Annotated in this window: 13 protein-coding genes and 1 pseudogene; 4 read left to right on the top strand and 10 right to left on the bottom strand. The window is 68.7% G+C overall.

The features are described 5' to 3' along the window. The first annotated feature begins 69 nt into the window (after positions 1-69). Positions 70-678, top strand: a complete 609-nt coding sequence (locus OHA88_RS26675; protein ID WP_328627350.1) for a rhomboid family intramembrane serine protease — start codon at positions 70-72, stop codon at positions 676-678. On the opposite strand, the gene mqnP is transcribed toward OHA88_RS26675, so the two are convergent. Together mqnP and OHA88_RS26665 are read right to left on the bottom strand one after the other, a co-directional pair. Further along, the gene (gene mqnP / locus OHA88_RS26670) at positions 668-1,585 is read right to left on the bottom strand and encodes a menaquinone biosynthesis prenyltransferase MqnP (RefSeq protein ID WP_328627349.1); all 918 of its coding nucleotides are present in this window, start codon (positions 1,583-1,585) and stop codon (positions 668-670) included. The two genes, OHA88_RS26675 and mqnP, sit on opposite strands and share 11 nt — an antisense overlap. Further along, positions 1,582-3,039 carry a menaquinone biosynthesis decarboxylase gene (locus tag OHA88_RS26665; RefSeq protein ID WP_326604378.1) on the bottom strand — a complete coding sequence of 486 codons (1,458 nt, stop codon included), beginning with the start codon at positions 3,037-3,039 and terminating at the stop codon, positions 1,582-1,584. The genes mqnP and OHA88_RS26665 overlap by 4 nt, the downstream gene beginning before the upstream one ends. 88 nt (positions 3,040-3,127) lie before the next feature. Here OHA88_RS26665 and OHA88_RS26660 point away from each other — a divergent pair, with 88 nt between their 5' ends. The 3 genes and pseudogenes from OHA88_RS26660 to OHA88_RS26650 all read left to right on the top strand — a co-directional run. Continuing rightward, on the top strand, positions 3,128-3,532 hold the full coding sequence (locus OHA88_RS26660; protein WP_313937844.1) for a PLD nuclease N-terminal domain-containing protein: 405 nt from the start codon (positions 3,128-3,130) through the stop codon (positions 3,530-3,532). 150 nt (positions 3,533-3,682) lie between these two features. Continuing rightward, positions 3,683-4,162: a nucleoside deaminase gene (locus OHA88_RS26655; protein WP_328627348.1), complete on the top strand. Its 480-nt coding sequence runs from the start codon at positions 3,683-3,685 to the stop codon at positions 4,160-4,162. Further along, positions 4,155-4,298 (top strand): annotated as a pseudogene (locus OHA88_RS26650) (2-oxoglutarate and iron-dependent oxygenase domain-containing protein); the annotation flags it as partial. The gene OHA88_RS26655 and the pseudogene OHA88_RS26650, both read left to right, overlap by 8 nt. Positions 4,299-4,461: 163 nt before the next feature. Here the strand turns inward: OHA88_RS26650 and OHA88_RS26645 are convergent. The 8 genes from OHA88_RS26645 to hemL form a co-directional block, all read right to left on the bottom strand. Further along, complete coding sequence (locus OHA88_RS26645) at positions 4,462-5,001, bottom strand: SRPBCC domain-containing protein (RefSeq protein WP_328627347.1); 540 nt, start codon at positions 4,999-5,001, stop codon at positions 4,462-4,464. A 58-nt stretch (positions 5,002-5,059) separates the two neighbouring features. Next, entirely contained in the window at positions 5,060-6,151 is a 1,092-nt protein-coding gene (gene ccsB / locus OHA88_RS26640) for a c-type cytochrome biogenesis protein CcsB (protein WP_328627346.1), read from the bottom strand. Next, positions 6,148-7,893, bottom strand: coding sequence for a cytochrome c biogenesis protein ResB (resB, locus tag OHA88_RS26635; RefSeq protein WP_328627345.1), 1,746 nt, complete (start codon positions 7,891-7,893; stop codon positions 6,148-6,150). The genes ccsB and resB overlap by 4 nt, the downstream gene beginning before the upstream one ends. A 5-nt stretch (positions 7,894-7,898) precedes the next feature. After that, positions 7,899-8,636, bottom strand: coding sequence for a cytochrome c biogenesis CcdA family protein (locus OHA88_RS26630; protein ID WP_078852814.1), 738 nt, complete (start codon positions 8,634-8,636; stop codon positions 7,899-7,901). Between the two features lie 31 nt (positions 8,637-8,667). Continuing rightward, positions 8,668-9,279: a TlpA family protein disulfide reductase gene (locus OHA88_RS26625; RefSeq protein WP_328627344.1), complete on the bottom strand. Its 612-nt coding sequence runs from the start codon at positions 9,277-9,279 to the stop codon at positions 8,668-8,670. A gap of 67 nt (positions 9,280-9,346) precedes the next feature. Next, positions 9,347-10,597, bottom strand: coding sequence for a hypothetical protein (locus OHA88_RS26620; protein WP_328627343.1), 1,251 nt, complete (start codon positions 10,595-10,597; stop codon positions 9,347-9,349). A gap of 191 nt (positions 10,598-10,788) precedes the next feature. Next, a complete protein-coding gene (locus OHA88_RS26615; protein ID WP_326629425.1) occupies positions 10,789-11,475 on the bottom strand; it encodes a histidine phosphatase family protein in 687 nt (228 codons plus the stop codon). After that, positions 11,472-12,779 (bottom strand): glutamate-1-semialdehyde 2,1-aminomutase, encoded by a 1,308-nt coding sequence (hemL, locus tag OHA88_RS26610; protein ID WP_328627342.1) that lies wholly within the window; start codon positions 12,777-12,779, stop codon positions 11,472-11,474. The genes OHA88_RS26615 and hemL overlap by 4 nt, the downstream gene beginning before the upstream one ends. Positions 12,780-12,993: the final 214 nt, after the last annotated feature.

Genomic DNA, 12,993 nt, shown 5'->3' with positions numbered 1-12,993 from the left:
CGTTCCGACAGATGAAGGACAGGCCAGGGACAGGGCCGCGGACAGCTGTGAACGGACAGGGGGGCGGCCATGACCGGTACCCGTACAGGCACCTCCGCACGGGCGTTGACGGCCGGCGCGCTGATGCTGGGCTGGATCGCACTGCTGTGGGTGCTCGAATCCATCGACATGGCGACCGGCCAGGCGCTCGACACCTACGGCATCACCCCGCGCGAGCCGGGCGAACTGCTCGACATCGTGCCCGCCGCGTTCCTGCACAGCGGATGGGAGCATGTCGCCTCCAACACCCTCCCGCTGCTGATCCTCGGCTTCATCGCCGCCCTCGGCGGGATACGCCGCTTCGCCGCCGTCGTCCTCACCGTGATCGTTGCCAGCGGCCTCGGCGTCTGGCTGACCGCGCCGCCGCACACGGTCACGCTCGGCGCGTCCGGCGTCGTCTTCGGCCTCTTCGGCTACCTGCTGGTCCGCGGCTTCGTCGACCGCAGACCGCTCGACATAGTGGTGGGCGTCGTGATCGCCGTGGTCTACGGCTCACTGCTGTGGGGCGTCCTGCCGACCGACTCCGGGATCAGCTGGCAGGGGCATCTGTTCGGGCTGATCGGAGGGGTGGGCGCGGCGTTCGCGTTCCGCCGCCCGCGGCGCGCCACCCACCCCGTGCCCCCTGCTTCTACGGTGTGAGGCCGCGCACCAGCAGATCCAGCAGGGCGCATGCGAACAGCGCGATCCCGATGAACCCGTTGACGGAGAAGAACGCCCGGTTCAGCCGGGACAGGTCGTGCGGCCGCACCACGCGGTGCTCGTACACGAACGCCACGGCGACGATCACCATGCCGATCCAGTAGAAGAGCTCCGCACCGGTCGCGAGCCCGAACCAGACCAGCAGGCCGGTCGTCACCGCGTGGCAGACCCGGGCACCCCAGAGCGCCGCAGGGATGCCGAAGCGGGCCGGGACCGAGAGCACGCCGTGCGCGCGGTCCGCCTGGACGTCCTGGCAGCCGAAGATCAGGTCGAAGCCACCGATCCAGACACCGACCGCGAGACCGAGGATCACCGCGTCCCACGACCAGCCGCCGGTGACCGCGAGCCAGGCGCCGATGGGCCCCATGGCCTGCGCGATACCGAGGATGGCGTGCGGGTAGTGGGTGAACCGCTTGCCGTACGGGTAGACGACCATCGGTACGACGGCGATCGGCGCGAGCGCCAGACAGAGCGGGTTCAGCAGGGCGGCGGCCCCGAGGAAGACGACGACGGCGACGAGCGCGCCCGTCCACGCCGACCTCACGGTGACGGCACCGGTGACCAGCTCACGGTTGGCGGTACGTGGGTTCCGGGCGTCGATCTCACGGTCGATGATCCGGTTCGCGGCCATCGCGAACGTGCGCAGCCCGACCATCGCGACGGTGATGAGCAGCAGCCGCCCCCAGTGGATGTTCTCGTCGAGCTGGAACATCGCGCTCAGCGCGGCGATGTAGGCGAAGGGCAGCGCGAAGACCGAGTGCTCGATCATCACGAGCCGCAAGAACGCCTTGACCCTGCCGGTCGGTTGCGCGGGCCCGGGGCCCAGCGCCGCTTCGGCCGCACTCACAGCCCGTACTCCTTCCACCGGCGGTCGACCTTCGCCGCCGTCTCCGGGTCGGACTCGACCATGTTCGGCCAGCCCCCGTCCCGGGTGTAGCCCTCCTCGGGCCACTTCTTCGTCGCGTCGATGCCCGCCTTGCCACCCCAGAACTGCTGGTAGGAGGCGTGGTCGAGATGGTCGACCGGGCCTTCGGTGACGGTGAGGTCCCGGGCGTAGTCGGTATTGCCGAGCGCCCGCCAGGAGACCTCGTGCAGATCGTGGACGTCGCAGTCGGAGTCCACGACGACGATCAGCTTGGTCAGCGACATCATGTGCGCGCCCCAGATGGCACTCATCACCTTCTGGGCGTGCTTCGGGTACTTCTTGTCGATCGAGACGATCGCACAGTTGTGGAAGCCGCCGGACTCGGGCAGGTGGTAGTCCACGATGTCCGGCACGATGATCTTCAGGAGCGGCAGGAAGAACCGCTCGGTGGCCCGCCCCAGCGGGCCGTCCTCGGTCGGCGGCCGGCCCACCACGATCGACTGGAGCAGCGGACGCTTCCGCATGGTCACGCAGTCGATGGTGAGCGCGGGGAAGGGCTCCTGCGGCGTGTAGAACCCGGTGTGGTCGCCGAACGGCCCCTCGGGAAGCATCTTCCCTGGTTCCAGCCACCCCTCGATGACGACCTCCGCGTGCGCCGGGACCTGCAGCGGCACGGTCTTGCAGTCGACCATCTCGATCCGCTTGCCCTGGATGAACCCGGCGAAGAGGTACTCGTCGATGTCCCCGGGCAGTGGGGCCGTGGAGGCGTACGTCACCGCGGGCGGCGCCCCGAACGCGATCGCGACGGGCAGCCGCTCGCCGCGCTTGGCGGCGACCTGGTAGTGGTTGCGGCTGTCCTTGTGGATCTGCCAGTGCATCCCGATGGTGCGCCGGTCGTGACGCTGGAGCCGGTAGAGCCCCAGGTTCCGTACGCCGGTCTCCGGGTGCTTGGTGTGGGTGAGCCCCAGGTTGAAGAAGGAGCCGCCGTCCTCGGGCCAGGTGAAGAGCGCAGGCAGCTGATCCAGGTCCACGTCGTCGCCGGTGAGGACGACCTCCTGCACGGGGGCGTTGTCCGACTTCACCTTCTTCGGCGGTACGTGCACCATCGAGCCGAGCTTCCCGAACGCCTCGCGCACCCCGACGAAGCCGTGCGGCAGCTCCGGCTTGAGGAGGCCGCCGATCTTGTCGCTGATGTCGGCGTACGACTTCAGCCCGAGCGCCTTCAGCAGCCGCCGGTCGGTCCCGAAGACATTCATGGCCAAGGGCATGGACGCGCCCTTGACGTTCTCGAAGAGCAGCGCGGGCCCGCCCGCCTTGTTCACCCGGTCGACGATCTCGCCGACCTCCAGATAGGGGTCGACCTCGGCCTTGATGCGCTTGAGCTCGCCCTCGCGCTCCAGCGCCCGGAGGAGGGAACGAAGATCGTCGTAAGCCATGCGGACAAGTATCGGCCACGGGCTACCCTGGCCCCGTCACCGGGGCGGGACAGCGCCCCGCCATCTCTTCGCGGGGGGACCCTTCACCATGTTCCGGGCCTTGATCTATCTCCTGCCTCTGGCACTGACGATCTACGCGTTCATCGACTGTCTGAACACCCCGGAGGACGAGGCCAAGCATCTGCCGAAGATCGCCTGGGTCTTCATCATTCTGCTGTTCTGGATCGTGGGCCCGCTCGTGTGGCTCGGCGCGGGCAAGATGCGCCACGCGCCCGCCGGGGGCCGTACGCCGTCGGAATGGCACCGCAACCACCGCCATGAGTGGGTGGCGCCGGACGACAATCCGGAATTCCTGAAGGCGCTGAAGGAGGAGAACAAGAAGGACGAGTCGCTCCTCAAGGACTGGGAGGCGGATCTGCGCCGCCGTGAGGAGGAGCTCAAGCGCCGCGAGAGCGGGGCCGGGCCGGAGGAGTCCGCTCCGCCCGCCTCGTAACCGCACGCGGGTTCACGGATACAGCAGCTGTCGGTTCGCGTTCCAGGGCCGGGCCCCGCTCGGAAATCGGGCCCGTCCGGCGGCCGAGGACGAAGGGCGACCGGGGACGGCATGTTGCCCCGCTGTTCCGTGACCGGGAGAGTGAACGGCATGAAGGGCAGGGGCGCCGCCGGGGGCACCGGCCGTGACGTCGACAGGGAGCGCCTCGCGACCGCCGTCGCGGAGGCCCGCGCCGGACTGGCCGAGGGCGGCATTCCGATCGGCGCCGCGCTGTACGGGGCGGACGGCTCGCTCCTCGGCCGCGGGCACAACCGCCGCGTCCAGGACGGCGATCCGTCCATGCACGCGGAGACCGCGGCCTTCCGTGCCGCCGGGCGGCAGCGCTCGTACCGTGGCACGACGATGGTGACCACTCTTTCGCCGTGCTGGTACTGCAGCGGCCTGGTCCGCCAGTTCGGGATCTCCAGGGTGGTCATCGGTGAGGCGGCCACCTTCCACGGCGGGCACGACTGGCTGGCCCGGCACGGCGTCGAGGTCGTGCTCCTCGACGACGCCGAGTGCACCGCCATGATGCGCGCCTTCATCCAGGACCACCCGGATGTATGGAACGAGGACATCGGCGATGAGTGAGCCCAGGATTCCCACCATCGATCTGCGGCCGTGGCTCTCCGGCGACACCCAGGTCCGCCGCGAGACCGCCGCGACTGTCGACGCGGCGCTACGGGCGGCGGGCTTCCTGCTGGTCACCGGGCACGGCATGGACCCCGACCACGGCAACCCGTACAACAAGGCGGTGCCGGTGGTGGAGCCGGCGCGGGAGGACGCCTCGCAGCGGTTCGTGGCGATCACCTGGCCGGAGGGCAAGCCCCCGGCGCGGAACTGCCTGCCCCCGTCGGCCGCACCCTGACCGCCCACCGCCGCCCGGACCGTCAGTCCCCGCCCCGGCCGCCGTCCGCCGCGTAGCCGTCCCGCAGCTCCTGCCATCGCGTGAGCGTCCACGCGGACCAGTCGGCGGGACGCCCGTCCAGCGCCTCCACCAGGTACTCGAAGTGCTTGTGCCAGCCCGCCAGGCAGTCCAGTCGCAGCCCGTCGTCGCCGCGGAACTCATTGGTGAAGCGCAGCACCACATGGTCGCCGCGCGGCGGCTCCAAGTGGAAGCGGATCCGGCCGTGCACCCCTTCGAGGGTGTATTCGGCGACCCGCTCGATGTCCCAGGCGGTGACGGTGCCGGAGGCGACCGTGGCGTTCCCGTCCCGGTCCGTGTTGAGCCAGCGCAGCGTGATCGCACCGCCGATGCGCGGTTCGAACGGTTCGGCGGCGGCGAGCCAGTCCCGCAGCCCGTCGGAACTGGCAACGGCTGCCCACACCCGTGACACGGAGTGGGGCAGCCGGAGCGTGAACCGCAGGATGTGGCGGTCGCCGTCGGTCTCTGCGGCACCACGTTCGACCACTGTGTGCGTGTCGCTCATGATTCCAGCGTGGCCCGATGGGGCGGGTTCCGCACCCGTACGGATGAGGGCGGGAGGCTCAGACGCCGGCGTAGGAGTGCTTGCCGGTGACGAAGATGTTCACGCCGTAGTAGTTGAAGAGCCAGCAGCCGAAGGCGATCAGCGCCAGGTAGGCGGCCTTGCGGCCCTTCCAGCCTGCGGTGGCGCGGGCGTGCAGGTAGCAGGCGTACGCGACCCAGGTGATGAAGGACCAGACCTCCTTGGGGTCCCAGCCCCAGTAGCGGCCCCAGGCGTCGCCGGCCCAGATCGCACCCGCGATGATCGTGAACGTCCACAGCGGGAAGACGGCGGCGTTGACACGGTACGAGAACTTGTCGAGGGTCGCCGCGGCGGGCAGCCGGGACAGCACGGACTGGGCGAACGAGCCGGGCTCGACGCCGTTCGCGAGCTTGCTCTCGTAGCTGTCGCGGAACAGGTACAGCAGTGTGCCGACCGCACCGATGTAGAAGACGGCACCGCAGATGATGGCGGTGGAGACGTGGATCCACAGCCAGTACGAGTGCAGTGCGGGCACCAGCTGGTCGCTGGAGGTGTAGAGCACGGTGGTCGCGATGCCGAGGTCCAGCAGGACGGTCGTGACCAGCAGCAGGCCCATCCAGCGGACGTTCTTCTTCAGCCCGAGGAGGATCAGGTACGCGGCGACGGCCACCGTGGAGAAGGTGATCGAGAACTCGTACATGTTGCCCCAGGGGGCACGCTGCACGGACAGCGCGCGGGCGACGACCCCGGCGGCCTGGACGAGGAAGGCGAGCACGGTCATGGAGACCGCGATCCGCCCCCACAGATCGCCCTTGAACGTGCCACCGGCTGCGCCGGGCCCGTCCGGGACGTCACGCGAACCGGCGGCGGAACGCGTAATGATCTTCGGACGGTCCAGTACGGCGGTGGCGCCGCCCTTCTGCGCGACCTGGACCTGGATCTTCGCCGAGGAGGCGCCGGCGGCTCCGGCCCCGGTCAGCGCGGCGGCGGTGCGGCCGACCTTGCTGCGGCTGCCGAACACCCACTCCGCGATGTGCGCGAAGAAGGCGATGGTGTAGACGGCCATCGACGAATAGATCAGCACATTGCTGGTGTGCGCCAGATTCTCGTTGGTTGCGGCGGCGAGATTCACTTCTCAGCCCCTTCGGCAGGTTCTTCGGAAAGTGCTTCGGCGGATGCGTCGTCGGGCGCGGTGGGCGCCATGTCATGGAGTGTGACCGCGAGATCGGCCAGTTCCTCGGGAAGCTTCGCGGACTCGCTGCGGCCCAGGCCCGCCATCTCGACGACGGTGACGCCGTCCGCTCCGCGTACGGCCCGGACCCAGACCCGGCGCCGCTGGATGAACAGCGACCCGGCCAGACCGGCGATGGCCCCGATGGCTCCGGTGAGCGCCCAGCCGCTGGCGGGCTGCTGCGAGATCTGGAAGCTGGCCCACTGCTCGATGCCCTCGAAGGTGATCGATCCGGCGCCGTCCGGCAGCTTCATCGTCTCGCCGGGCAGCAGCCGCTGCTTCAGCTTGTCGCCCTTGCTGTCCTTGAACGCCTCCATCTTCGAGGTGTTCAGCTGGTACACGTTCTGCGGCAGACCGGAGTCGACACCGAGGCTGCCGTGGTACCCGTTGAGGGCCAGTACCGGGAAGTCCGCGGCCGGGAACTGGGAGAACATCGTCCCCTTGCCGTTGCCCGCGAACGTCGGCACGAAGAACGCCTGGAAGCCCAGCTGGTCCTTCTTGCCGTTCTTGTCGCGGTAGCCGTCCATCACCTTGATCGCACCGGTCGAGGTGACATTGCTGTCGATCGGCAGCAGCGGAACGGCGGCCTTGTAGACCTCCTTGCCCTTGCCGTCCTTGACGGAGACGACCGGGGCGTAGCCGTGCCCGATCAGATAGACCTTGGAGCCGTCGACCACCAGCGGCTCGTTGACCTTGATGACGGCCTTCTTCGGCTTGCCGTACGCGCCCTCGGAGTACGTGACGTGGGCCTCGTACTTGCGTGGGGTGCCGATCTGCGGACCGTTGCGCTCGTACGTGCCGACGAACTTGTCGAGGGTGAAGCTGAACGGGGCGAGCGAGTCCGTGTCGTACAGCGATCCGGACTTGAAGTCGTCGTACTGGGTCAGCGTGTTGGAGAAGCCGTCGCCGTCGACGATCAGCTTTCCGCCCTCGGACTTGAAGAGCTGCCCGGTGGCGAAGGCCACCAGCATGACGATCAGCGAGACATGGAACATCAGGTTCCCGGCCTCGCGCAGGTAGCCCTTCTCGGCGGCGACCGCATCGCCGTCCGCGTGCGCCCGGAAGCGCCGCTTGCGCATGATCGCGAGCGCGGCCTCGCGGACCTGCTCGGGCTCGGCGTCGGTGCGCCACGTCGTGTACGCGGGCAGCCGGGTCAGCCTCTTGGGGGCGCCCGGCGGCCGGCTGCGCAGCTGGCCGATGAACTGGCCGGTGCGCGGCACGATGCAGCCGATGAGGGAGACGAACAGCAGGATGTAGATCGCGGAGAACCACACCGAGCTGTAGACGTCGAAGAACTGGAGCTTCTCGTAGATCGGCGTGACGGTGGTGTGGGCTTCCTTGAAGGTCTGCACCTTCAGCTCGTCCACGCTGTTCTGCGGGATCAGCGAGCCGGGGATGGCCCCGAGCGAGAGCAGGAAGAGCAGGATCAGCGCGACCCGCATCGAGGTGAGCTGGCGCCAGAACCAGCGCGCCCAGCCGATGACGCCCATGGCGGGCAGTGCGGCCAGGGCTTCTTCGCGCGGTGCCGTGGAGAGCTGCGAGCCGGCCGCGCCGAGCTCGGCCGCGTTCTCCCGCTCCTGTCGGCTCTCGCGCTCGCGCTCGTTCGCGCGCTCTTCGGCCGCGTCGGTCTTGGTGTTGCTCATGGAACTCAGATCCCCACCGTGAAGCCGTTGGACCAGCCCTGCAGTTCCTGCATCATGCTGCTCCACACACCGGTCAGCAGGAGCAGTCCGGTCACGATCATCATTGCGCCGCCGATCCGCATGACCCATACGTAGTGGCGCTTGACCCATCCGAAGGCACCGAGCGCCTTGCGGAAGGCGACTGCGGCCAGCACGAACGGCAGGCCGAGTCCGAGACAGTACGCCAGGGTCAGTACGGCCCCGCGCCCGGCGGTTCCCTGTTCGAGGGCGAGCGTCTGCACAGAAGTGAGCGTCGGGCCGAGGCACGGCGTCCAGCCGACCCCGAACAGCACCCCGAGCAGCGGCGCTCCGGCGAGGCCGGACACCGGCCGCTTGTGGATGCGGAATTCACGCTGGGTCATCCAGGGCATGAGCCCCATGAAGAAGACGCCCATCAGGATCATCAGGACGCCGAGAATCTTGGAGATGACCTCGCTGTGATCCTGCAGCCGCTGCCCGAAATAGCCGAAGAGCGCGCCACCGGAGACGAACACGGCGGAGAAGCCGAGTACGAAGAGCGAGGCGCCGACGACCATGCGCCCCCGTCTGGCCTGGGCCAGATCGGTCCCGCTGACCCCGGTGACGTACGAGAGGTAGCCGGGCACCAGCGGCAGCACGCACGGCGAGAAGAACGAGACCAGTCCGCCGAGTACGGCGATGGGCAGGGCCACCAGAAGGGCCCCGTTGAACACGGTCGTGTTCATGCCCGTGGTCGCGGCGAGCGTGAGCACGTGATCACTTCTCCGCGATCAGCGGGTCGATCATCTTGTGGAGCTTGACGTCGTCGAGGGCGACGAGGGTGCGGGCCGCGATCTTCCCGTCCCGGTCGATGACCACGGTCGACGGAATGGCCTGCGGGTTCAGCGTGCCCTTGGGGAAGCGCAGGATGAGCTTGCCGATCGGGTCGAAGAAGCTCGGGTAGGTGATGCTGTTGTCCTTCTCGAAGTTCACCGCCGGGCCCTTCTCGGCGTCCCGGGTGTTGATCCCGATGAACTGGACACCCTGGCTCGCGGTCTCCTTCGACACCTTCGCGAAGTGCTTGGCCTCCAGCCGGCAGGGGCCGCACCACGAGCCCCATACGTTCAGCACGACGACCTTGCCCTTGTAGTCGGCGACGTCGAGGGGCTTGCCGTCCAGCGTCGCCCCGTCGAGCTTCGGCGCGTCCTGGCGGTCCGCCTTGGCCACGGTGGAGATCCCGCCACTGCCGGTGACGAAGTGGGAGTTGCCGCCACCGCCGGCCTTGTTGCCGTCACCACCGCAGGCGGTCAGGGGCAACGCCAGTGCGGCGGCCGCGGCGGGGGCGGCGAGCAGGGTGAAGCGGCGTCGGGGTGCGCGGCCAAAGCTCATGTGAAAAGTTTCGCATGGCGGTTTCGGGGATCTTGCGCACCCCCCTCGGTGCCCGTAAAGACCGTTGTCAGGCCTGTTTAAAGAAGGTGTTCCAGCCACCGCCGGGCGACTCGCCGACCTCGAGGGTACGGAGCTTCGCAAGCACGGCCGGGTCCTGGACATCGAGCCAGTCGACGAACTGCCGGAACGAGACGAGCCGCACATCCGGCTTCCCCGCGATCCTTTTGATGGTCTCCTCGACCGCGTCCATATAGATGCCGCCGTTCCACACCTCGAAGTGGTTGCCGATGTAGAAGGGCGCACGATTCGTCTTGTACGCCCGCTCGAAACCGGCGAGGTACGACTGTATGGCCTGCTCACGCCAGGCCGGAAAGCGCGACGGTATTCCCTGGGTGGAGTTCTTCGACTGGTTGGCAAGGATGTTGTAGTCCATCGACAGCACTTCGAACGAGTGCCCGGGGAACGGTATGCCCTGGAGCGGAAGATCCCACAGCCCCTGGCGCTTCTCCGGCCAGATCTGGGTGCCGCCGGGCGAACTCGCGTCGTAGCGCCAACCCAGTTTGCGCGCAGTGGGCAGCAGATTGTCCTGGCCGAGCAGACAGGGCGTGCGCGCGCCTATGAGTTCCTTGCGGTAGTCGAAAGGCAGCGGGTCGAGATCGGTCCAACCGGTATTGGTGCGCCATTCGGTGACGAAGGAGACCGCCTGATCGACTTCGTTCTCCCACTGGCCGGGCGTCCAGTGGGCGACCGATCCGGAGCCGGCACAGAAATGCCCGTTGAAGTGCGTGCCTATCTCATGACCGTCGAGCCAGGCCCGGCGAACCTGGTCCAGCGTCGCCTTGATGTGGTCATCGGTGAGATACCCGATGTCGGAGGCGCCGATGGCGTTGTTCGGCGGTCGGTACAGGGATCTCTTCGACTCGGGCAGCAGATAGAGCCCGGAGAGGAAGAAGGTCATCGACGCGTCGTGGTCCTTGGCGAGTTCGAGAAAACGCGCGAAGAGCCCGGTGCCGACCTCGCCCGCCCCGTCCCAGGAAAAGATCACGAACTGCGGCGGGGTCTGCCCGGGTTCCAGCGGGACCGGCGCGGAAGGCTGGTTCGGCTGCTCTCCGGTGTCAGCGGTGGAACCGTCCCCGATCTCCCGTACGTCGTCGTCCCCGGCACCGCTTCCCTCGGCCTTGCCGCCCGCCCGTTCCCCGGGGCCGGAGCCCGACCCGCCCCTCACGGCGGAGTCCGGGGAACCGCAGCCCGCCATCCCGATGGCAGCCGCTGCTCCCAGTCCGGCTGCGAGCAGACTCCTTCGGCTGATATCGCGCATGGCGTCCCCATCTGCGGTCGTTTTGGCCCAACTCCATACAAACTGGCAAAGGCTTAGATGGGTGAAACAGCACGGCGGTTCCGCCGATCGGCACATGGCTCCTGGCGCGAACCGACCCGACGCCGGCCGGACGCGGCGCGGGCCCCGGCCGAACGATCGGCGGGGCCCGCAGAGTTGGCAGAGAGAAGGATCTAGGCTCCGAACGCCTTGGACTTCCCCTTCACCGGCTTGGCACCTGCCAGCAGATGCGCAGGCACCAGATCGCGGGCCGGCTCGGTGTAGCCGACGGAGACGATCTTGTCGCCCTGGTACGTGAAGGTGGTCAGCGAGGCGAGCGTGCACTGCCGCTTGCGCGGGTCGTGCCAGAGCCGCCGCCGCTCGACGAAGCTCCGGACGATCCAGATCGGCAGCTGATGGCTGACGCAGACCGCCTCGTGCCCGCGGGCCGCGTCGCGCGCGGCGTCGAGGGCGCCCATCATCCGTACGACCTGCTCGATGTACGGCTCGCCCCAGGACGGGCGGAACGGGTTGGTGAGGTGCTTCCAGTTGTCCGGCTTGCGCAGCGCGCCGTCGCCGACCCCGAAGGTCTTGCCCTCGAAGACGTTGGCCGCCTCGATCAGCCGCTCGTCCGTGGCCAGGTCGACGCCGTGCGTCTTGGCGATCGGTGTCGCCGTCTCCTGGGCGCGCTCCAGCGGGGAGGCGACGACATGGGTGATGTCGCGCTGCTCCAGGTGCTCGGCCACCCGGTCGGCCATCTGCCGGCCGAGCTCGGAGAGGTGGTAGCCGGGGCGGCGCCCGTAGAGCACACCCTCGGGGTTGTGCACCTCCCCGTGACGCATCAGGTGGACGACGGTGATGTCCTTGTCGGCCGGGCTCATGCGGTGGCCTCCGATGCGGCGCGGGCGGCGGCGGGCAGCGCGGCGGCGATCCGCTCGACGGCCTGTGTGTCGTGGGTGGTGGAGACGAACCAGGACTCGAACGCGGACGGCGGCAGATAGACGCCCTGCGCCAGCATCGAGTGGAAGAAGGCGGTGAAGCGGAAGGCTTCCTGCTTCTTGGCGTCCTCGTAGTTCCGCACCGGCTGGTCCGTGAAGAACACGGAGAACATGTTGCTGGCCGCGGACACCGTGTGCGCGACGCCCTCCTTGGTGAACGCCTCGCTCACCAAGGCCTGGATCTCCGCGGAGACCGCGTCGACCTTCGCGTACGCAGCATCGTCGAGCAGCCGCAGCTGGGCGAGCCCGGCGGCGGTGGCGACCGGGTTACCGGAGAGGGTGCCCGCCTGGTAGACGGGGCCGACCGGGGCGAGGTGCGCCATCACATCGGCGCGCCCGCCGAAGGCCGCGGCCGGGAAGCCGCCGCCCATGACCTTGCCGAAGGTCATCAGGTCGGGCCGCACCCCGTCGACGCCGAACCAGCCGGCCTTCGAGGTACGGAATCCGGTCATGACCTCGTCGGAGATGTACAGCGCACCGTTGGCGGCGCAGATCTCCTTGAGCCCGGCGTTGAAGCCGTCCAGCGGCGGCACGACGCCCATGTTGCCCGGCGACGCCTCGGTGATCACGCAGGCGATCTCGCCGGGGTGCGCGGCGAACGCGGTCCGCACGGCCTCCAGGTCGTTGTACGGCAGCACGATCGTGTCGCCGGCCTGCGCGCCCGTGACCCCGGGGGTGTCCGGAAGACCGAAGGTCGCGACCCCGGACCCGGCGGCGGCGAGCAGCGCATCGACGTGCCCGTGGTAGCAGCCGGCGAACTTCACGACCTTCGCGCGGCCGGTGAACCCGCGCGCCAGCCGGATCGCGGACATGGTCGCCTCGGTGCCGGACGACACCAGCCGCACCTGCTCCACCGGCTCGATCCGGGCCACGATCTCCTCGGCGAGCGCGACCTCGCCCTCACCGGGCGTACCGAACGAGGTGCCGCGGGCGACAGCCTCCTGGACTGCGGCGATGACCTCGGGGTGGGAATGGCCGAGGATCATCGGCCCCCACGAGCACACGAGGTCGACATACTCACGACCGTCGGCGTCGGTGAGGTACGGACCGGTACCGGACACCATGAAGCGGGGCGTACCACCCACGGCCCGGAAGGCGCGTACGGGAGAGTTCACGCCGCCGGGCGTCACGAGGGACGCGCGGTCGAAAAGCGTCTGCGAAACTGGGGCTTCGTATGAATACGGCACTTTGGTCCTGATCTGCGATTCGGGGGGTCGGGGGGGCCGGGCCGGAAATCCGGCCGCCAGTGAGCAGGAAGCGTGATCTCCTCGTATGACGAAAGGCGTCAGCCCTCCCGCGTCTGCAAAACTGGGGCGTCATAGGGAAAGCTCACACAGCCATGGTGTCAGAGCCACCGACGGTCTTGCGGACGGGTGTTTCACACCACGCCCGCGGGGGAGG

It is taken from the genome of Streptomyces sp. NBC_00353 (genome assembly GCF_036108815.1).
Classification (GTDB): Bacteria; Actinomycetota; Actinomycetes; order Streptomycetales; family Streptomycetaceae; genus Streptomyces.
This window is presented reverse-complemented; position numbering and strand designations above follow the sequence as displayed.